The sequence below is a fragment of the Nitrosopumilus ureiphilus genome (genome assembly GCF_013407185.1).
GTDB classification, from domain to species: domain Archaea; phylum Thermoproteota; class Nitrososphaeria; order Nitrososphaerales; family Nitrosopumilaceae; genus Nitrosopumilus; species Nitrosopumilus ureiphilus.
This window is the reverse complement of record NZ_CP026995.1, coordinates 1945449-1966839: the sequence shown is the minus strand read 5'-3', so window position 1 is coordinate 1966839 and position 21391 is coordinate 1945449. Positions and strand designations below refer to the sequence as shown.

Genomic DNA, 21391 nt, shown 5'->3' with positions numbered 1-21391 from the left:
AGAACCTGAAATAAAATGCCCGATTCATCAATTTCAAAATTGTTTGAAAAATCAAGAAAGGAAAGATTAGACATTGTTGCAAAATTTGCCAATCTTTCTAGTGATGAAATTAATATTTTACAAAGTGAAAATGGAGGAATTTCATTTGATAAAGCAGATAAAATGGTTGAAAATGCTATTGGTACATTCTCATTACCATTGGGAATTGCAACAAATTTCAAGATTAATGGTAAGGATTACATTATTCCGATGGTGATTGAAGAGCCATCAGTAATTGCTGCAGCTTCAAAGGGAGCAAAAGTTGCACGAATTAAAGGTGGATTTAAAGTTTCAGCAATTGAATCTTACAGTATTGGTCAAATACAAGTTTTGGATGTTAACATTCCTGCTGCAATCAAACAAATTAAAAATTCTGCCAATGAAATTTTAGATTTGGCAAATTCTAAAAGCAATACTTTGTCTAAAATGGGAAAAGGCGCAAAAGAGATCTCTTGTAAAGAAATTGATGCACCTTCTGGCAAAATGCTAATTATTGAACTCTTAATTGATGTTGGAGATGCAATGGGTGCAAATGTAACAAATACAATGTGCGAGGCTGTTTCACCCTTAATTGAAAAGCTCACTGGTGGCAGAACACTACTTCGTATATTATCCAATTATTCCACTAGAAGAATTGCAAAGGCAAAAGCAGTCTTTGAAAAAGAAGCAGTTGGAGGAGAAAAAGTTGTTGACAACATTATCCTGGCGTTTGAATTTGCTGATAACGATGTTTATCGAGCAGTTACTCACAACAAAGGGATCATGAATGGAACTATAGCAGTCGCAAACGCTGTTGGTCAAGATAGCAGAGCCATTGAGGCTGCAGCAAACGCATATGCTGCAGAATCTGGCAGATATCGTTCTCTTAGTAAGTGGAGTAAAGATAATGAGGGAAATTTGGTTGGCACTTTGGAAATTCCACTGTCAGTTGGAATTGTTGGAGGAATTGCAAATGTCCACCCCGTGGCTAAAATTTGCACAAAGATTCTTGGAGTTACATCTGCACAAGAACTTGCATGTGTTATGACTGCTACAGGATTAGCTCAAAATTATAGTGCTATTCGTGCTCTTGCAACTGAAGGAATTCAAAAGGGTCACATGCGTCTTCATGCTAGAAATCTTGCAGCAGCTGCAGGAGCTACTACTGGACAAATTGATGATATTGTTCAAAAAATGATTGAAGAGAAGAAAATTTCGCTTGATAGGGCAAAAGAACTATTATCACAATCTAAAAATGATTCATAATTCTTTAATGGTCTTTAAAAATAATTCATCTTTCCAAATTATCTGTTCTGGATAACAATTTAACATAAAACCATTTGATATGGGATAAAACTCCCAATTATTACATTCAGTATCAAATTCATAAGGATGTGTATTCTCATTTTCCCAATCAAAACCATTTTGAATTTCTGAATTAGGATAACCATGTCCACGAATTAATGTTATTTTGTTAGTAGTGATATCAACTTCAACTTTGCCATACAAAGAATTAGGATACAAAAAAATCACATTATCATGAGATGTAATTGCATCAAACATTGTTTGTGAGACATATTCATTATGTAGTACTATGACCTTGTCATAATTTTTTAAAATATCAGGATTATTATGTAATTCTAAATCTGATACTGAATCATATCCCAATAGTTGTAAAATTTTTACAGAATTTGCACTAGACTTGTAATCTAATTTATCTATGGTAACTATTTCTGCAGTTAAACATTTTTCATTACATTTTTCATTGTAAAAATCATAAAATCCATTTTCTAAATATGCACTCGCAGTAAATGTTGGAATAATAAAGACTGATTTTTTATCTTCATCAAAAACACCGATTTTATTGTATGTTTGGGCTAATTCTTTTTTTAAATCAAATGTGGCCTTTAGTGGAATTGTTACTCCATCAATTACTATAAGATCATCTGGGTCTACTAAAACTCTGAACAATTCTTCAGAATTCCATTCAATTAATCCGACTTCGTCATTTTGATTTTCTTCTAAATTATTCAGTAAACTTCCTTCATCTGCAAAATAGAGTGCAGATACTGTAATTCCTATAATCACTACACTAACTATTGCAATTTTACCCAAGTTCATGCTATTAATTTTAAAGTTAAATTGAGGCTTTTATACAGTTTCTTTGATATCTCAAAATGACTGAAGTAAAATTTGCTATTCCTAAAGGAAGTTTAGAAGAGGCTACTTTCAAATTATTAGAAAAATCTTGGACTAAAGTTAATCGAAAGAGTAGAACCTATCGAGTGTATTTGGATGATCCAAATATCATTGTAAAGATGCTCCGTCCCCAAGAAATTCCAACTCTAGTTGCAGAAGGACTGTATGATGTAGGAATTACAGGCAAAGATTGGGTGGGGGAAACAAATTCTGACGTTGAAGCTATTTTGGATTTAGAATATGGAAAAATCAGACTAGTAATAGCTTTTCCTGATAAATATCATTATAAAACTCTCGATGAAATGATTGCAGATTACGGAAAAAAGAAAAAAACACTTCGTATCTCTTCGGAATATCTTACAACTGCATCTAAATTTCTAAAACAATCAAAGTCTTATAAAAAATATCATGGTTCCAAAGATCCACTAATTGTAACACCTTGGGTTAGATTGGGAACAAACAAAAATGTTCAAATTCATTTATCATTTGGTGCAACTGAAGCAAAACCTCCTGAAGATGTAGATGCTATAATGGATGTAACTGAAACTGGAACAACATTAAAACAAAATAAACTAAAAATTGTTGATGAAGTACTTACATCCACTGCACATTTGATTGTAAACAAAAAATCGCTAAAAGATCCAAAAAAACGTGAAAAAATATTTGATATTGTTACTCTTATGAGAGGTGCTGTTCATGGTAGAAAATATTTGCACATTTACCTAAATGTAGAGGAAAAAAATCTAAAGAAACTTTTAGCAGAGATGCCTTCACTCAAAAGACCTACTGTTAGTCCATTAAGTGAGGAAGGATGGTTTGGAATAAACACAGTCATAAAAAAAGAAGAATTTCACAAACTCATTCCTAAACTCCGAAAGATTGCTCAAGGTCTTGTAGTTCATGAACCACGACAAATTCTTGAGCTTGAGGAGATCAAACGTGACGAAGAAAATTGATAAGAATAATCAAAGTAAATAACATTGAAAAGTTTGCATCTGAAATTCTTCCAAAACAGCCTCAAAAAAACAAATCCATCGTTGAATCCATTTTAAAGAATGTAAAAAAAAATGGTGATGATGCATTACGAAAATATGAAAAAAAATTCAGCAAGGCAAATATCTCTTCATTACGTTTATCTCAAGTTGAAATAAAAAATGCATATTACAAGATATCAAAATCTGAACTTGATGCTCTATATTTAGCAAAAACAAGACTAGAAAAAACAGAATCTGCTATCAAATCTCTTTTAAAAAATAAAACAATTAACAATGATGGAATAAAGATCATCAAAAAATTTGTTCCAATTCAAAGTACAGGATGCTACATACCAGGAGGATTGGCAAGATATCCAAGTTCTGCAATAATGTCTATAGTTCCAGCAAAAGTTGCAGGAGTTCCTAGAATTGCAGTTGTATCTCCTCCAAACTCTGATGGTAAAGTTGATCCATTGACAATTGTTGCTGCAGATATTTGTGGCGCAAATGAAATATACAAAACAGGTGGTGTGCAAGCAATTGCTGCGCTATCATTTGGAACAAAAACTATTTCCAAAGTTGATAAAATAGTTGGTCCTGGTGGTACATTTGTTACTAGTGCAAAATCTCTAATCAGTGAACAAACTGGAATTGATATGCTTGCAGGTCCTACAGAATTAGGAATTATTGCAGATAATTCAGCAAATCCAAAATTTATTGCCTTGGATTTAATTTCTCAAGCAGAACATAGCAGTGATACTTTTTGCTATCTTATTACTACTTCAGAAAAACTTGCAAAGTCAGTAAGTAATACGATTTCTGAATTATTGCCTCAAATTCAAAGAGCAAATTTTGTAAAAGCAAGTCTAAAAAATAATGGATTTATTGCAATTTGTAAAACACAATCTGATATGGTAAAACTTGCAAATCTCTTGTCTCCTGAACATCTACAAATAATGACAAAAAATCCTGAATCAATTTCCTCCAAAATAACTACTTCAGGTCTTATTTTACTTGGAAATGATACTCCTTCTTCTGCTAGTGACTATGTTTTAGGCTCAAATCACATCCTTCCTACCAGCGGATTTGGAAAAATTCGTGGTTCACTTTCAGTTTTGGATTTTATGAAAATTAGTACTCAAGTTAAATGCTCAAAATCATCATTGTCAAAACTTTCAAAACATCTACAAGTTTTAACAAAAGCTGAAGGACTATTCAATCATTATGAATCAGTTAGAGGTAGATTGAAATGAAAAAAAATTGGTTTGATGAAAAAATTAAAAAATACTCTTCTATTGGAGGTTACAAAAAACCTGATCTTCTTAAAGATGCCGTAAAACTTGATTCAAATGAAAACTATGTAATTCCAAAACAGTTTCAAAATGACATACTTTTATCAGCAAAAAAAAAATCTGACGTACGAGAATATCCACTAGGTGGTGTAGAGCGATTAATTGACATGATATCTAAATTCATTAAAATCCCTTCCTCAATGATAGGTATTGGAAATGGTTCTGATCAAATTTTAGATTTGATCCTTTCTAATTTTGCATCAAAAGAAACCAAAGTTCTTACATCAAATCCTACATTTGGATTTTTTGAAGAGCGCTGTAAACTATATTCAATTCCTTTGATTGCAATTCCATTTTCAAACACTATGAAACTAGACATTAAAGATTTCATAAAACAATCCAGTGATGCAGAAATTCTTTATCTTGACTCTCCCAATAATCCTACTGGATTTCAATTCCCAAAAAATGAATTACAAAAACTCGTGAAATCTTTTGAGGGTCTTGTGATAATTGATGAGGCATATGGAGAATTTGGTGATTATTCTCTTGCCAACATGGTAAAAACCCATGAAAATTTGATTGTTGTACAGACTTTATCAAAATCATTTGGATTGGCAGGACTTAGATTGGGATATTTTATTGCAAATAAGAAATTCACTGATACTTTTATGAATGTACTACAATATCCATATCCTCTAAGTACTATTACTATTGAAGCTGGAATTTCAGCTTTAGAAAAAGCAAATCTAATGAATGATGCAGTAAATATCATCAAGACTGAAAGAAAAAGAATTATTGAAACTCTACGGAAATATGATTCCTTTGAAGTCTTTGATTCCAAGGCTAATTTTGTGCTTTTTGATGCTCATGGTTCCTACAAACGAGTATTTGCAGCACTTGCAGAGCAAGGAATCTCAATTCGTAAATTAGGGAAAATTGGTAATCATGAAGGATGTCTTAGAGTTTCAATTGGTACTAAAGAGATGAACTCAAAATTCTTATTGGCAATTCGTGATTTGTTGGGATGACTTTAACAAACAAATCTGATGGGATTTACATTGATAACTCATGCATTGATGTATTGGATGAAATTGATGCTGTAATATTTGATTGTGATGGTGTCTTAATTGATATTACAAAATCATATGATTTGGCAATCATTAAAACTACTAAGTACATCTTGGAGACTTTTGCAAAAATTAACGACTCTATAGATGTTGATTTTAAAATAATTGATGGATTCAAATCTACTGGTGGATTCAATGATGAGGTTGATCTCACATATGCTGCAATAATCTCTCTAGTGGCAGCAAAAAAGTTACAAAAAGATCCGTCCAGTTTTATTTTTGATATGATAAAAAATTCCGATTCCACTGGTATTGAATCTGTAGAAAAACATCTGAAAAACCTAACTGATGTCTCTGAAATCAAAAAACAATTATCCTATCCTGGTCCACATCATGAAAATATTTTGTATCAAATTTTTGATCAAATTTTTTATGGACCAGAATTGTATTACAAGTTATTTGGAAAACAATCAAAATTCAACGCTCCAGGGTTAATAGAACAGGACGATGTGATTTTAAATGATTTTTTACTTGAAAAATTGCAAAATAAATTTGATTCAAAAATTGCCATGGTGACTGGTAGAGGAAAAGAATCAGTTAGTTACTCATTAAAGGAATTATTGCAAAAATTTGATTTAAAAAATTCAGCATTCCTCGAAGATGAATCACGAGAACTTGCAAAACCTAATCCTAAATCCCTTCTAGACTCCATTATTGGAATGAATAGTATCTGTACATTATATGTTGGAGATTCAATGGAGGATTTTATAATGGCAAAAAAAGCCACTGATTTGGGCCACAAAACAATTTTTTGTGGAATTATAGGTACAAGTAAAAATCCTCAAGAAAAACTTGAATTATTTGAGAGAAATGATGCTATCCTAGTATTGGATTCTATTGACTTACTTCCAAAGGTATTAAATTTAGAATAAAGCACATTATAGTCTGAGCAAAATATGGCCTCCAGAAAAGCATCAATCAATCGAAATACCAAAGAAACTAGCGTTCAAGTATCTGTAAACATTGATGGATTTGGAAAAACAAGCATCAAAACCGGCATTAGTTTCCTTGATCATCTGATTGTATCTTTTGGGAAACATGGTATGATGGATTTGAAGATTAATGCAAAATCAAATGATGGAATTGAACACCATCTCATTGAGGATACTGCAATTACACTAGGACAAGCAATTGATAAAGCACTGGGGTCAAGAATCGGAATTACAAGATTTAGTTATGCATCAGTTCCAATGGATGAATCTCTAGCTGAGGCATCAATTGATTTGATAAAGCGCCCGTTTTGGAAATCAACTCTGTTAATTAAGCGAAGTAAAATCGAAGATGTCTCTAAAGAAGATCTTGAACACTTTTTCCAATCATTACTGCAAAATCTTAACAGCTGCATTCACCTTACTGTAAAGTATGGAGATAATGATCATCACAAAGTTGAAGCTGCCATAAAATCACTTGCTGTTGCATTTCGAAATGCATCCACATTAGATAAAAAACAAAAAGGAATTCCAAGTACTAAAGGTTCAATGTAATGGTTAGTGTAGCAATTTTTGATTACGGGGCTGGAAATATTTTCAGCTTGAAAAATTCCTTAGAAAAAGCAGGAGCTACAGTTGATGTCATAACAAACTTTGATGAACCCAACAACTACTCAGGTTTACTACTTCCTGGTGTGGGAAACTTTGATCCTGCTATTAATAGTATTAGAAATTATTCTAAAACTGAATTCAAAGATTATGTAGGGGATATGCCTGTACTTGGAATTTGTCTTGGAATGGAAATGTTTTTTGAAAATAGTGAAGAAGGACAAGAAAAGGGATTAAATGTAATTGATGGTAAAGTAATTGTACTGCCACCATCTCTAAAAGTTCCTCATATGGGGTGGAATGATCTTGAAATTAAAAGACCAGGTAAAATTCTTGAAGGTGTTGATGATGGTTCATGGGTTTACTTTGTACACTCTTACAGAGTTAAACCAAGTTCTGATAATGTGATTACTGCTGTTTCTGATTATGGTATTAAAATTCCAGCAGTAGTTGAACAAGATAATTTTATTGGTACTCAATTTCATCCAGAAAAATCAAGTTCTGTTGGAAAGATAATGATTAAGAATTTTCTTGATGTGTGTAAAAAATGAAAATTATACCTGCAATTGATCTTATGGGTGGACAAGTGGTTCGACTCTACAAAGGTGATCCAAAACAAAAAACCGTATATAGTGACAATCCTGTAGAAATTGCAAAAAAATGGGAAGCAAATGGTGCTGATATGCTGCATATAGTGGATTTAGATGCAGCTTTAGGATTGGGCTCTAACATTTCCATAATTAAAAAAATCTTGGAACAAGTAACAATACCAGTAGAAGTTGCTGGAGGTTTAAGGGATGAATCATTGATTTTAGATATAATCAAAATATGTGACAGAGTGATAATTGGAACTCTGGCATTTAAAGACCAAAAATTGTTAAAAAAATTACTCTTATCTTTAGGTGCTAAGAAAATTGTAATTTCTGTAGATCACAAAGATGGTGAAATTGTAATACATGGATGGCAAGATAAAACTGGAATAAACTTGATTGATTCTATCAAAGAATTCCTTGAAATGGGTTTTACAGAATTTTTACTAACAAATGTAAGTCGTGATGGGACTATGGAAGGTCCTGACTTGGAATTTTTGGAACAGGCTTGTAATCTAGAGAAAACAAATGTGATTGCAAGTGGTGGAATATCAAATATTGGTGATATTAAAGATGTTAAAGAAAAAGACCCGTATGGAGTAATACTTGGAAAGGCTCTTTATGAAAATAAGATCACAATAGAGGAAGCAAAAAAAATAGCATGACCTTAACAAAACGAATCATTCCCTGCCTTGATGTAAAAAATGGCAGAGTAGTAAAGGGACTTAATTTTGAATCAATTAAAGATGCAGGTGATCCAGTTGAATTAGCTAAAAAATATAGTGATGAAGGTGCCGATGAATTAGTATTTTTAGATATTACTGCATCTGATGAGCAAAGAGAAACAATCAAAGATTTAGTTAGAAGTGTTGCATCCGTAATTGACATTCCATTTACAGTTGGAGGTGGTGTTAAATCATTGGAGGATGCAAGAAACATTTTACTTAGTGGTGCTGATAAGGTGGGTATCAATACTGGAGCAATAAAAAATCCTCAAGTTATTACTGAACTAATGGAATTGTTTGGCCGTCAATGCGTTGTAGTTGCAATTGATGCTAAAAGAAATTATTCTATCAAAGAAAATATCACTATATTTTCAGAAGATGATAAAAAATTCTGGTTTGAGGTTTACATTTATGGTGGAAAAGAGGGAACTGGAATTGATGCAATACAGTGGGCAAAAAAGGTAGATGGTCTTGGTGCTGGAGAAATTTTACTTACCAGTATTGATAGAGATGGCACAAAAGACGGCTATGATATTTTACTTACAAAATCAATTGTTGACTCTGTATCTGTTCCCGTAATTGCATCTGGTGGTTGTGGGAAACCGGATGATATGGTTGATGTATTTAAAAAATCAAATGTAGATGCAGCTTTGGCAGCTTCCATTTTTCACTATGAAACTCATGGTGTAAAAGGAGTCAAAACATTCCTAAAAGAAAAAAAAATCCCTGTAAGATTGTAAGTCTGTCTTATCACTACGTCAAGTGTATTGATCGATTACCCAAGTAACAAAAAAAGTGATGACTTTACAGATTTTAATATTTTTGAATTTACACTGCCAACTTTTTTTATGATCAATGTTTTTTCTAAGGTAAATATCTTGTTGAATTTTATTCTACTCTTTTTTGGAATGGTTCCTTCTTTCATGTCTTTTAGATCTAGTAAAACGGAATGATCTTTGTTACTCAGATTTGAAGTAATACCGCAGCATACAAAGTCTGATGAAGATCTATTGTATGTTCTATTTGACAGTATGAAAACTGGTCGTAGTTTTGTCTGTGACATATTAGTAAATGGAAACGGAACAAGTACAATATCTCCAGACTCAAAAACTGTTCCAGATCTCGTCATCTTTATTGTCCCACAGTTTTTTTGCAGTTTGTTCAGACATTTTTGTCAAAGGTCCAAAATCCACCTCAATTTGTTTTGCAACTTTTGTAGCTTTTTGAATCAACAGTTTTTCATTTTTTGCAGTAAGCACTAATCTGTCTCCTTTTTTGATTCCAAGTAGTATCTGAATCTCTTTTGGTATTGCGATTTGACCCTTTTCAGACACACTCACTGTTTTCAGTGTAGATTCGCTCATACGTAAAGTAAGAAATTTCTTACTTATAAACAATAATCAAATGGGTTCTGTGAAGTTATGGAAACCTGAAACCTTAATTAAAATAATAAATAATGATAATTGTTGAAGGCAATCAAGTCAATAAAACAGAATGTTCCACAAAACCATGATTTAGATTCCATGATGGAAACATTCCGTAAAATGGTAAACCATTGTATCAGAATTGGATTAGAAAACAACTGCTCTACACTGAAAAGACTTTCCATGTTATCATACCATGAGCTATCCAGATATGATATTTTATCATCCTACAAACTAAACGCCATATCACAAGCATGTGGCAGGCTCTCACAAATGAAACAGTCAATCAAGAGAGGCAGAAAAACAAAGTCACCATTTGTCAGAAAGCAATATCTGACAAACTGCTATGGAATAAAAATTAACGGTTCATTATTGTCAATCCCATTCAAGTATCATCAGTCTGTAAACATCCTGCTAAATAATCACACTCTAAAAATACTGTCAGACCCAACCATGACTGTACATTCATTCTCACTGACTACCCTCAACATCAGTCTATATATCTCAAAAGAGATTGAAGAGATAGAATGTACCAAGATAGTTGGAATAGACAGAAACCTAAGAAACGTAACATGTGGCAATGACAGTCTAGTAACATTCTACAAGACAAACAAGTTACTCTCAATCAAACAAAACACAATTCATGCCAGAGCAGGATTCAAAAGAAACGATCACAGAAAGAAGAGACAATACTACAAGAATCTGCAACAAAGACTGCAGAATAGGACAAGACAGTTCATCCACAAAATCTCAAAAGATATTGTGAATCATGCAGTAAAGACAAAATCTGCAATTGCTTTTGAGGACTTGAAGGGAATCAGAAAACTGTACAGAAAGGGAAATGGTCAGGGAAACAAGTACAGAAGAAAGTTAAACGGCTGGCAGTTTTATGAACTGCAGAGACAGATGGAATACAAGGCATTGTGGATTGAAATCCCAGTTGTCTTTGTTGACCTAAAACGCACAAGCAAGCTGTGTCCAATATGCGGAAAGAGAATCCAAGAGGACAGGCAAAACAGACGTAAATTATTGTGCACTAATTGTGGCAAGAGCATGGACAAGGATGTAGTTGCATCCATGAACATTGCCCACAAGGCGTGGTCTAGGTTTAACCATGCTAGAGGCGATACAGGTGAAGCGACAAGTGAACTTTTCTCACGAATGATGGAACCCAAATCATTAAACTATGATGGTGTGGAAATCCAGATAGTAGATGTATCAAAGTCGAGGTCTCCATGACTTCACAGAACCTAAAACACAGAACCGAATTTACGTCATGAAAAAATCTATTGATGATATTGATTTTGAGAAAAGCGGAGGCTTGGTTCCAGTAATAGTTCAAGATGCAAATACAAAAGATGTCCTGACTCTAGCATATGCAAACAAAGAATCTTTAGAATTGGCAAAAAAAACTGGTAACTCTTGGTTTTGGAGTCGCTCTCGAAACAAACTCTGGATGAAAGGCGAAGAATCAGGAAATACTCAAAAGATTAAACAAATTTTAGTTGACTGTGATTCTGATGCTATAATTTATCTTGTAGACCCTTCAGGCCCCGCGTGTCACTTGGGTGAAAAAGTTTGTTTTCATAATTCATTATAAAAATAAATTAACATACAGGTTCATAATCCTCTTCATCTCCTGTAAGAATATCTTCTGTAATCTTAAATTCTAAGTTTGGATAGTCTGTTCCTCTAAACACTACCCTCCATTCCCCAACAAAATCATCTGCTGTGCAATACCCAAGTCTTTTTGATAGCTGTGGCTGCAAATAATAATTGAATGCTGATTTTTCTGCTCCATCAAATGGAATGGTCCAATAAACAGAATAATGTGTGCCATTTAGTGGCCTAAGAAATGCAACTTGTCCTTTTTCTTCGCTAGTTAATCCTCCAATTCTAAGAAAAATTTTTTCTCCAAGTACATATTCACTACGATCAAGTTGAAATGGTCCTGAAGTGATCCATTCTCTTTCTTTAGGTCTATACTCATTTTCCAAATTTATTTTTTCTAACTCATCTAACTTCTCTTGAATCTCTGGTATGGCCTCTTCTTCTGGCAAAATTTCTTTATCCATCGTATCTTCAACTTCTATTATGTTTGGTTCTTCATTGATTATTACAACAATTCCAATAATTACAATAATTATTCCAACTATGATTGGGATTACGGTTTTATTGTCCACAACCATTCGTTTTCAAAAATATCTAAAAACCTTACTCATAATTGAAATTTCTGTCAAAAGTTTGTTTTTTCAAAATTTTCATCGATATTCTTTCTATTCTAATGATTTTCTCTATTTTTCGTTATTTGTTATTATATTTTTTACCCATCAAATTAAGTATTACTTAACTTGATATTAGGATTTTTTATCTATCTTTTCAAAGGAGGAATTGATCTTGACTAGAACATCATTGCAATGTAGAGAATGTAAAAAAGATTATGATGATGCTTTCAAGTATATTTGTGATAAGTGTTTTGGGCCACTTGATGTAAAGTATGATTTTCCTGCAATTACTAAGAACACATTTACCAATCGTGACCACACCTATTGGAGATACTTTGAATTATTACCCATAGAGAACAAATCCAACATTGTCAGCATTGGTGCTGGAATGACCCCTCTCATCAAGGCTGACAATCTCGGGGAAAAATTAGGATTAAACAATCTTTACATCAAAAATGATTCTGTAAATCCTACGTTTTCATTCAAAGATAGACCTGCAGGAGTTGCAGTATCCAAAGCAAAGGAATTTGGATTATCATCTGTTGGTTGTGCATCTACCGGTAATTTGGCATCAGCTACTGCAGCACATGCAGCAAAAGCTGGATTACCTTGTCATGTTTTTGCTCCAAGTAATATTGAGATGGCAAAAATAACACAGGCATTGTCATATGGTGCAAATTACATTGCAGTTGATGGAACATATGATGATGCAAACAGAATTGCTGCACAAATTGGCGATAGTAAAAGTATTGGAATAGTGAACATCAACATGCGCTCTCATTATGTGGAAGGCTCTAAAACATTTGCATATGAAGTTGCAGAACAACTAGAATGGCAAGTACCAGATCAACTAATCATTCCAGTGGGGAGTGGTGCTATGCTTAATGCAATTTGTAAAGGATTTGAAGAATTACAAAGCGTTTCGTTACTTGATGACGTCTCTAATATGCATATGATTGCAGCACAACCACATGGTTGCGCACCAATAGTTGATGCATTTAAGAGAAATTCCAAAGAAGTAATCCCAGTGGAGAATCCTGACACTGTTGCAAAAAGCTTAGCTATTGGTGATCCTGGTGATGGTAGATATGTTCTAAAACGTTTAGCACAATACAATGGTTTTGCTGAAGAATGTAACAACAGAGAAATCCTTGATGCAATTTTACTACTTGCACAAACTGAAGGAATATTTACAGAGCCTGCAGGTGGAGTCTCAATATCAGTTCTTCAGAAAATGGTAGAACAAGGAAAGATTGATGCAAATGACAAAGTGGTGTGCTATGTTACTGGTAATGGTCTAAAAGCAACTGAATCAATCATGAAAGTCTTAAAAAAGCCTGATGTGATGAAAGCAGACATATCTGAGATATCGGCGGTAGTAAACTAGTGGCAAATATAACATTCACAATACCTTCTGTTTTGAATCAAAGTGGAGGCGAGAAAAAAACTGAGATTTCAGCTGATTCATTAACTGATGCATTTGCAAAAATCTCTGAATTAATGGGTGATGACTTTAAGAGACGTGTCTTGGAAAATGATGGTACTCCACGTTCATTGATTAACATCTACATCAATGGAAAGAACGCAAAATTCTCTGATGGTATGCAAACTACTCTTAAAGATGGTGATGAAATTTACATTTTACCTGCAGTAGCTGGCGGTTCAGAAGAACTATCTCCAAAAGAACTAGACAGATTTTCACGACAGGTAATGCTTGAAGAGATTGGCTATAATGGACAACTGAAATTAAAAAATTCTAAAATCTGTGTTGTTGGTACTGGCGGCTTGGGAAATCCAATTACATCAAGATTAGCTGCAATGGGTATTGGAACATTAAGAATTGTTGATAGGGATGTAATTGAATTATCTAATTTACATAGACAAACTATGTTTGATGAAGATGATGTAGGTCAAGTTAAAGTTGAAGTGGCTGCAAAAAAATTACAGAAACTAAATCCTGATTGTAAGATTGAGCCTCTGGCTATTTCGGTTAATGACTATACTGCACTTGAAGTTGTTGAAGGATGTGATGTTGTTATTGATGCACTTGATAGCGTTAATGCCAGATATGCTTTAAACAAAGCGTGTGTCCAATTTGGAATTCCTTTTGTGACGGGAGCTGCAGTTGGAGTTTCAGGACAAGCATTTACAGTTTTACCAAAAGAAAGTGCATGTTACTATTGTATGTTCCCTGATCTAAATGAAGATGCAATACCAACATGTAGTATTGAAGGAGTTCATCCATCAATACTTTCGATAGTTGGTGGAATTGAAGTTGCAGAAGCTGTAAAAATCATTATTGGGAAAAAACCAAGTCTATCAACAAGAATACTTCACATTGATTTGGAAAATCTTGATTTCAATAGTGTCAGAACATTCAGAGCTGAGGAATGTCCAATTTGTGGAACAGGAAAACTTAAAGTTGTCAAAAAAGAAGAATTAATTTTAGAAGAACTGTGTGGAAGAAACAGAGGAAAGCGCACATACTCTATTACCCCAACTGATACTTTTGATATTGATGAAAATGCTATATCTAGCATTGCAAAGAAAAAAGGGTTCATTGTTGAAAATCAAGGAGGACTGGGATTGTCGATGAGAACTGATGAATTATCTGTAAGCCTTATGAAGAAAGGCTCAGCAGTTATTGTTGGACCAAAAGATGAGTCAGATGCCATTGCATTGTACAAAAGTCTCTTAAACAAAGAAACCAAGACACAAAATAGCCTGTAATATTTACATAAATCCTTAGAAAAAAATAGAATTTATACAGATCAATTTATCAAATTAAGCACTAAATGTAATTTTTATCTAATTATATTATAGAAAATACATAAAATTTTAAAATATAATGAAATTATCACAAGATCTGTCCTGATTGTGGACAAATTGTCCATTAGGCTTAAATACAAACTTTAAAGAAAAATACTAATAACATGAATAACGAAATAGGACGAAAAATAACTAGTCTTACATTAATGACAATTATGTTAGCCGGTGGTATGACAATTGTTGCTCCATCTATGATGCCAGCAGCACATGCAGCCAACGCTAACCTATTTGTTTCCGCAGAAAACTCACAGTTTGATAATTACATGTCAGGACCTCAAGTAATTGAAGTCGTTGTAATTGATAGTGATATTGATGATACAGATCAAGGCAAAGGTGAACCAAAGGTTTCAGTAAACGGCAAAAAGCTTAGAATGGCTCAAGCCGTTGATGGTAACTGGTATGGTTACTTTGCAGACAGAGATCAAGCACAAATTGCAGATTCTACAACCTCCTCCCAAGCAAAAGGTGAAGGTTTAGACTTTGGTACATTCTGTGGTTCCTCTGATGCAAATGTTAAGAACTTTCTTGGAATTTCAGTTTCAGATTCCGTAGGTGTTGCAGTTCCATTCTATAACAATACTAATGGAACAATACAATCTAATTCTGCGGGATTTGGTGTCAACGGTTCTTCAACCGGTGGTGCAATTACTGCAGTTTGTAGTACAATCAGTGTTGATGGTGGTACCAATGGTACTTTAGCAATGAATGTACTAAGAGAAACAAAAGAGCTTAACATTCAAGGTGCAAGTAGCACAGTAGGAATTGGACAAATTGGTATCAATGGTACCAAAGGTGTCTCAACAAGTACTGCTGCATTCTGGCCTTTCATCCAGCTATATCCACTTAGCGTCGGTGGTAACGTCGTAGTACAATACGACAAAGGTGGTGGTGTTCAATCAACAACACTTACTTTTGATACCGTCGAAGCATATGCAGGCGCAAGCTTGGATAGAAGTGTATATACACGCAATGCTCAAATCCACCTAACTGTCACTGACTTATGGTTAAACATAGACCCAACAGATGAAGACTCTTGGACCTTTGGTACACAAAAGTCCAACGCTACATCATTTGGTACCTATTACCAAGTCTTTGATGAGAACGGTGGACAGACAGGTGATGCAGTTGCAAACGGTGTAATTAACATCAAGCCAAAATTGAGTGCTTTGATGGTAGAGACCAACGGTTTACTCCGTGTCAATGCAAATACACAAGGCGCAACAAACCCAGTACTCACTATACAAGACAACGATGATTCTCAACTCATATGTTCGACTGCTAATACTGCAACCAGTTGTGTAACAACAGGAAACTCTTTGGCAGGAAACGAGCTACGTAGAGGATCAGTTCCAGTTACTATCACTGAGCAAGGACCTAATAGCGGTGTCTTTGGTACTTATGATGAATCAGATAAATCTGTTCTCAAAATTACCTCAAACGCAGCTAGAGGAACCTCTGCTACAATTGATTATAATGAGACCCCTGTAACTGTTCTAGCCGGATTCGGCTTTGCAACTATTGACATTCAGCCAATTGATGATGAATGGAGCTCTGGTGAAGAGATTCCAGTAGTCTTAGTTGACTCTGATGCCAACAAGAATAGCAGAGCAGATGAAGACTTGGACTTGCAATCAAATAGTACATCTCTATTGCCAACATTGAAAACCGGAACTCCATTCACATTGGGTGTTAGTTCTGCTCCAACTGCAATGTATACCAGTATTACTGGTTTAGATGCAGATGCAGACGATGTAGGTAATGCAGATGTATCTTTCACATTTGGTGAAAATAGAACATCTGTAAATTTCAAAGTAGAATCATTCAGTCAAAGAGCAATATTTGAAAATGCCACTGCAGTAACTGGTGATAAAACAAGTAATGCATTATTGATTGACTTGAACACTACTATTGAAAAATTACGAGATTCTATTGGTGATACAAGACCTTCTGCAACTAACCGATTACATGGATTTAACTTCCTCAACTTAGGACTGGATGCAATAAATTCAACTGCTGGTACAGTAGATGTCTATATTGTTAATGGTTCACTGACAACAACTACCGTATCTCCCGGCGCCAATCAAGCCGCAATTATGGTAGCAAATGATGTTGATGCTAGATCAATTACTAACATCAATAATACAAGTCTCAATTTGAGATTGTTTTCAGAACAAGCAGCCAATGCACCAATCAGCTTGCTGATTGTTACAAACAGTTCCTTTATTGATGATACAACTCCTGATCCATTCGTAATTGACTTCTTCTCATTCGGATTTAGAGATGATGGTGCACAAGCATCCGAAAGGGTTGCTAACCAAATCATTAGATTGGAATTAGAAGAAACTGGTGATAACACCAGTACGTTTGAAGGTACATTAGAGTATGTAATGTTGAATCAGCTAAACATCCTTGACGTAACTACTTACGAATCTCTATCTCCAATTGACGATGAAGCAACCTTTATCGTAATTGAAGACTTGACTGATGAGGATGCACCAAGAGTCAATTATCTTGACTTGGGTGCAGACGGCGTAAGTACACAAATTGCAGATCAGGAAGAAGCTCCAACACACTCTGGTGTAGTATCATTTGATTCAAGCAATTACAAAGTTGCTGATACTGTTACAATTACTTTGGAAGACTCAGACCTTAATACTGATTCAGATTTATTAGAAATCTATACAACTGTTTCAACAAGTGGTGATCCTGCCTTCGATACCGTCGGTAGATCTGGCCAACCAACATTTGGTTTTGGCAATCTTGGACAATTGTTAGATATCACATTTGATGATGAAAGATGGCTCAACTCTGCACAAGGTTCCGTTACATGTGGAACCCCAGTAGATGCAGCCATTGATGACGGTCTTGATGAAACTGGATTCACTTTAGTAGAAACTGCATCTGATTCAGGTGTATTTACTGGTGCTTTCCAAATTCCAACAAACTATTGTAAGAGATCTGGATTTACTGGCACATCGGGAGTATCAACTTCCGTTACCGGTACAGACATTGAAGTAAACTATCTTGACTTTAGAGATGCATCTGGTGAAATTATTGAAGTAGGCGATGCTGCAGGCATTAGAGCCAATACTGGTTCTATTAGCCTTGACAGAACTGTATACCCAGTTCCATGGGGTACAGTCGCTGACTTTGGTGGTACCACTGGTGCATCCACACCTAACAGTAAATCTGTATTCCCAATCCACGCAACTGGTATTGGTAATACAAGTATTGATAGTGATGCTAAAACACTAGGAAATGGTGACTTGACTATACACATAAGAGTCAATGATCCTGACTTTGACATTTCAGCATCTGGTGAAGATACTATTGCACAAAACGTTGATTCTTCTCATGCCTTTGGACCTGTAAAGATTACAGTCTCAAGAGGCGCTAACTCTGTTCTACTTGCTCATGCAGGTGGTACAACAACTAGCACTACACAGAGAATTAACGTTGCTAACAATACTTCAGGCACAGGTGGAACTGGAGATGTTCGAACATTCGGTCCAATCACTGAGATTGCTCCAGATGCAGGCATCTTCGAGTTTGACTTTACCATCAGATATACTGATGGTCCTGCCTCAACTCAATGTCCAGCAACTACCGTCTTCACAAGCTTAGACGGTGATTCAGGAACTTCCGAATCAGATAGATTTGATACAGCATCCGCAGCCGGTGCAAACTATTGTATTTTACAAGGTGATATTATCACAGTAGAATACAGAGATCCAACCGATGCCTCAGGTGATGTAAACACAGTAACTGACTCTGCAACATTCGATCTTCGAAATGGTGTTTTGCAGTCAGACAAATCTGTCTATATTATCGGTAGTGACATGATACTAACTATTATTGAACCTGACTGGGATCTTGACAACGACTCAGCAGAGACCTATGACATCGATGTAATCGAGTGGGACTCTGATGCAGCAACCACAACTATGGGTGACAAAGCAATCTCCGGTGTAACTGCCGCAGACTTTGATCCTGAACCATCAGACTTTAGAGAAACAGGTGACTCTACTGGAATCTTCCAGATTGTCATCGAAATTCCTAAATCATTGAATAATGATAACCTCGAAAGAGGAGAGGAAATAGTTCTCGAATATACTGACTGGGGACCAAGTGGAGCTGACTTTGTTGGACAAGAAGATGAAGATGTCAACTTGACAGTCTTTACATCAAACTTCGGCGCAACTGTTGAACTCGACCAAAAAGTCTATACTTGGACTGATAAAGTCTACATCACAATCGTCGCACCTGATCACAACTTCGATTCTAACTTAATTGATGAGATTGGAAACACTAATTCAGATCCAATAAAGATCTCAACTAGAGGATTCAACCTTGACACATACAAGTTAGTCGAGACAGGTACTGACACAGGCATATTTACTGGTGAAGTAATACTCACCGGTTTCAGCCATGATGCAGACGGTGATCTCACTACAGGTACAGCAACTAATGGTTTCGATACTAATCCAAGAACAGGTGATGCTTCTGGTAACAACAAAAATACCAGAGGCCCAACTGATGGATTCCTACAAACTGATGATGATGACGGACTTACAGTATCCTTTGAATTCTCAGAGGATGAAACTGTAGTTGGTTCAGCACTTATCAGATGGAATATCGGTGAGGTACAGTGGCTTGAAGCAAGCTACCCAGCTAGCGGAACAGGTGTTGTAAGAGTAATTGATCCAGACATGAACTTAGATCCAGAATCAGTCGACAACTTCGATGTCGATGTGTGGTCTGACTCCGACGCCGGAGGTATTGACCTTACTGTAACTGAGACTAATGAGGCAACCGGAATATTCGAGGGCACTGTGTTCTTCACAGTAACTGACGAATCATCTGGTCACAGACTCAGAGTCGCAGAAGGTGACACTGTCACCGCAGAATATGAGGACAATACACTACCTGATCCATACACAACTGCAGATGAACTTGATATTACTGCCACTTCACTAATCGGTACTGTTGTACCACCTCTCGAGAGAGCACCAGCTGCTAACTTGAGAACAGTTGACGCATTCGGTAACAGTTTAGATACTGTTGCAGTTGATCAACAGGTGCAAATCAGTGCTGACTTAGCAAATGGTCAGGATAGAGAGCAAGCATTTGCATACTTGGTACAGATTCAGGATGGTAACGGTGTTACAGTCTCACTAGCATGGATTACAGGTTCACTATCTAGCGGTCAATCATTCAGCCCAGCATTATCATGGATTCCAACTCAAAGTGGTAGCTACACAGCAACCGCATTTGTATGGGAATCAGTAGATAATCCTACGGCATTATCACCACCAGTTAGTACAACAATAACTGTACAGTAAGAAAACTAGTTCACATTTTCCTTTTTTCTTTTTTTGAATCTTCTTTAACGTAAGTTATGGACAAATTTTCCAGAAGTAATATCTAGGAGAACATTGACAATTAATTAAAATGAAATCTCAAATTGTATTTTCTGTTCTGATTCTTTTATTATTTGTAAATTTTCCTAATTCATTTTCAGAAGAACTGGAATTATTCACAAACAGCAAAGTCTACGCCCCGGCACATACTCTACAAGTTTATGGAAAAGGATTGCCTGAAGAAAATCTGATCATACGAATTTTTGCTCCTGATGAATCTATTGCAAAATTTGACCAAATAACTACTCTGTCTGACGGTTCTTTTAATTATGGACTGTTAACCTGGCCTCAACCATCAACTAATTTTCCATATGGAACATATACTGTGGAAGTAATCAGTACTGAACAAAATGGCGTCTCACAAAAAATCGATGTAAAATTTTCATCTACGACAGAATTACTTGATGTACCTGTTGAAAGAATTGTAAATACTCTAGTCTTTGCACCTGAAACTGCTGCAATAAACCACCCAATCAGAGTATTTGTACAAACTACTAGTGATGGTCTTTTAATTGGAAATGAACCTTCAAAATTATTGGGAACTACTCATGTTCACTTGCCCTCTGGAATATCTGTCCCTTTATCAAATTCATTTAAGACACTACATCAAGGATTATACTTTGTTGATTATGTTCCAAGAGAAGAAGGCACTCACGTGTTTCATGTTGTTGCCTTTAGTCAAGGAACCACATCTCATGGCTCTGCAGCTACAAATGTTCTAAGTCAAGATCTAGGAGGAATTTCAGACCAAATAATTACACTAAATTCTATTTTAGGTGAGACATCAGAGGAACTCAATGTACTCAAATCTGAAATTGAAGGATTTGATACAACTTTAGGCCGTGCAAGTGTTCAGATTGATGAAAATATTGGAACAATTTCAACATCTGTCAAATTCATTAGTGAGGCTTCCTCTCAACTCAATGCATTGATGCTACCAATTATTGCATCAATTGGATTAATTGTTGCATTGCAAGTAGCAATTCTTACTAGACGAAGATAGTTATAATAATACAATAAAAACAAATTA

At 35.2% G+C, this 21391-nt stretch carries 19 protein-coding genes; 15 read left to right on the top strand and 4 right to left on the bottom strand.

Features of this window, described 5'->3' with window-relative positions:
- The first annotated feature begins 15 nt into the window (after positions 1–15).
- Positions 16–1284, top strand: coding sequence for a hydroxymethylglutaryl-CoA reductase, degradative (locus tag C5F50_RS11700; RefSeq protein WP_179371487.1), 1269 nt, complete (start codon positions 16–18; stop codon positions 1282–1284).
- On the opposite strand, the gene C5F50_RS11695 is transcribed toward C5F50_RS11700, so the two are convergent.
- Positions 1279–2139, bottom strand: a complete 861-nt coding sequence (locus tag C5F50_RS11695; protein ID WP_425340046.1) for a hypothetical protein — start codon at positions 2137–2139, stop codon at positions 1279–1281. The genes C5F50_RS11700 and C5F50_RS11695 overlap by 6 nt on opposite strands.
- A gap of 56 nt (positions 2140–2195) precedes the next feature.
- Here C5F50_RS11695 and hisG point away from each other — a divergent pair, with 56 nt between their 5' ends.
- Genes hisG through hisF form a run of 8 tightly spaced genes read left to right on the top strand, consistent with a single transcriptional unit; the run spans position 2196 to position 9203 of the window.
- Positions 2196–3173 (top strand): ATP phosphoribosyltransferase, encoded by a 978-nt coding sequence (hisG, locus tag C5F50_RS11690; protein ID WP_179371485.1) that lies wholly within the window; start codon positions 2196–2198, stop codon positions 3171–3173.
- Positions 3173–4444 carry a histidinol dehydrogenase gene (hisD, locus tag C5F50_RS11685; protein WP_179373016.1) on the top strand — a complete coding sequence of 424 codons (1272 nt, stop codon included), beginning with the start codon at positions 3173–3175 and terminating at the stop codon, positions 4442–4444. The genes hisG and hisD overlap by 1 nt, the downstream gene beginning before the upstream one ends.
- Positions 4441–5511, top strand: coding sequence for a histidinol-phosphate transaminase (gene hisC, locus C5F50_RS11680; protein WP_179371484.1), 1071 nt, complete (start codon positions 4441–4443; stop codon positions 5509–5511). Before hisD ends, hisC begins: the two co-directional genes overlap by 4 nt.
- Complete coding sequence (locus C5F50_RS11675) at positions 5508–6482, top strand: HAD hydrolase-like protein (RefSeq protein ID WP_179371483.1); 975 nt, start codon at positions 5508–5510, stop codon at positions 6480–6482. The genes hisC and C5F50_RS11675 overlap by 4 nt, the downstream gene beginning before the upstream one ends.
- A gap of 24 nt (positions 6483–6506) precedes the next feature.
- Entirely contained in the window at positions 6507–7094 is a 588-nt protein-coding gene (locus C5F50_RS11670; RefSeq protein ID WP_179371482.1) for an imidazoleglycerol-phosphate dehydratase, read from the top strand.
- The gene (gene hisH / locus C5F50_RS11665) at positions 7094–7699 is read left to right on the top strand and encodes an imidazole glycerol phosphate synthase subunit HisH (RefSeq protein ID WP_179371481.1); all 606 of its coding nucleotides are present in this window, start codon (positions 7094–7096) and stop codon (positions 7697–7699) included. The genes C5F50_RS11670 and hisH overlap by 1 nt, the downstream gene beginning before the upstream one ends.
- Positions 7696–8403 (top strand): 1-(5-phosphoribosyl)-5-[(5-phosphoribosylamino)methylideneamino]imidazole-4-carboxamide isomerase, encoded by a 708-nt coding sequence (gene hisA / locus C5F50_RS11660; protein WP_179371480.1) that lies wholly within the window; start codon positions 7696–7698, stop codon positions 8401–8403. Before hisH ends, hisA begins: the two co-directional genes overlap by 4 nt.
- Positions 8400–9203 carry an imidazole glycerol phosphate synthase subunit HisF gene (gene hisF, locus C5F50_RS11655; protein ID WP_179371479.1) on the top strand — a complete coding sequence of 268 codons (804 nt, stop codon included), beginning with the start codon at positions 8400–8402 and terminating at the stop codon, positions 9201–9203. Before hisA ends, hisF begins: the two co-directional genes overlap by 4 nt.
- Positions 9204–9238: 35 nt before the next feature.
- On the opposite strand, the gene C5F50_RS11650 is transcribed toward hisF, so the two are convergent.
- Both C5F50_RS11650 and C5F50_RS11645 read right to left on the bottom strand, forming a co-directional pair.
- The gene (locus C5F50_RS11650) at positions 9239–9592 is read right to left on the bottom strand and encodes a type II toxin-antitoxin system PemK/MazF family toxin (protein WP_179371478.1); all 354 of its coding nucleotides are present in this window, start codon (positions 9590–9592) and stop codon (positions 9239–9241) included.
- The gene (locus C5F50_RS11645) at positions 9567–9827 is read right to left on the bottom strand and encodes an AbrB/MazE/SpoVT family DNA-binding domain-containing protein (RefSeq protein WP_179371477.1); all 261 of its coding nucleotides are present in this window, start codon (positions 9825–9827) and stop codon (positions 9567–9569) included. Before C5F50_RS11645 ends, C5F50_RS11650 begins: the two co-directional genes overlap by 26 nt.
- Before the next feature lie 102 nt (positions 9828–9929).
- Here C5F50_RS11645 and C5F50_RS11640 point away from each other — a divergent pair, with 102 nt between their 5' ends.
- Together C5F50_RS11640 and hisI are read left to right on the top strand one after the other, a co-directional pair.
- On the top strand, positions 9930–11126 hold the full coding sequence (locus C5F50_RS11640) for an RNA-guided endonuclease InsQ/TnpB family protein (RefSeq protein ID WP_179371476.1): 1197 nt from the start codon (positions 9930–9932) through the stop codon (positions 11124–11126).
- 37 nt (positions 11127–11163) lie between these two features.
- Positions 11164–11487: a phosphoribosyl-AMP cyclohydrolase gene (gene hisI / locus C5F50_RS11635; protein WP_179371475.1), complete on the top strand. Its 324-nt coding sequence runs from the start codon at positions 11164–11166 to the stop codon at positions 11485–11487.
- 7 nt (positions 11488–11494) lie between these two features.
- Here hisI and C5F50_RS11630 read toward each other — a convergent pair whose 3' ends face one another.
- Positions 11495–12076 carry a hypothetical protein gene (locus tag C5F50_RS11630; protein ID WP_425340045.1) on the bottom strand — a complete coding sequence of 194 codons (582 nt, stop codon included), beginning with the start codon at positions 12074–12076 and terminating at the stop codon, positions 11495–11497.
- 208 nt (positions 12077–12284) lie between these two features.
- Here C5F50_RS11630 and C5F50_RS11625 point away from each other — a divergent pair, with 208 nt between their 5' ends.
- The 4 genes from C5F50_RS11625 (at position 12285) to C5F50_RS11610 (ending at position 21364) form a co-directional block, all read left to right on the top strand.
- On the top strand, positions 12285–13499 hold the full coding sequence (locus C5F50_RS11625; RefSeq protein WP_179371473.1) for a threonine synthase: 1215 nt from the start codon (positions 12285–12287) through the stop codon (positions 13497–13499).
- Positions 13499–14842, top strand: coding sequence for a ThiF family adenylyltransferase (locus C5F50_RS11620; protein WP_179371472.1), 1344 nt, complete (start codon positions 13499–13501; stop codon positions 14840–14842). The genes C5F50_RS11625 and C5F50_RS11620 overlap by 1 nt, the downstream gene beginning before the upstream one ends.
- Before the next feature lie 203 nt (positions 14843–15045).
- Positions 15046–20283, top strand: coding sequence for a hypothetical protein (locus C5F50_RS11615; RefSeq protein ID WP_179371471.1), 5238 nt, complete (start codon positions 15046–15048; stop codon positions 20281–20283).
- A 109-nt stretch (positions 20284–20392) separates the two neighbouring features.
- Positions 20393–21364, top strand: a complete 972-nt coding sequence (locus C5F50_RS11610; protein ID WP_179371470.1) for a methyl-accepting chemotaxis protein — start codon at positions 20393–20395, stop codon at positions 21362–21364.
- The last annotated feature ends 27 nt before the right edge of the window (positions 21365–21391 follow it).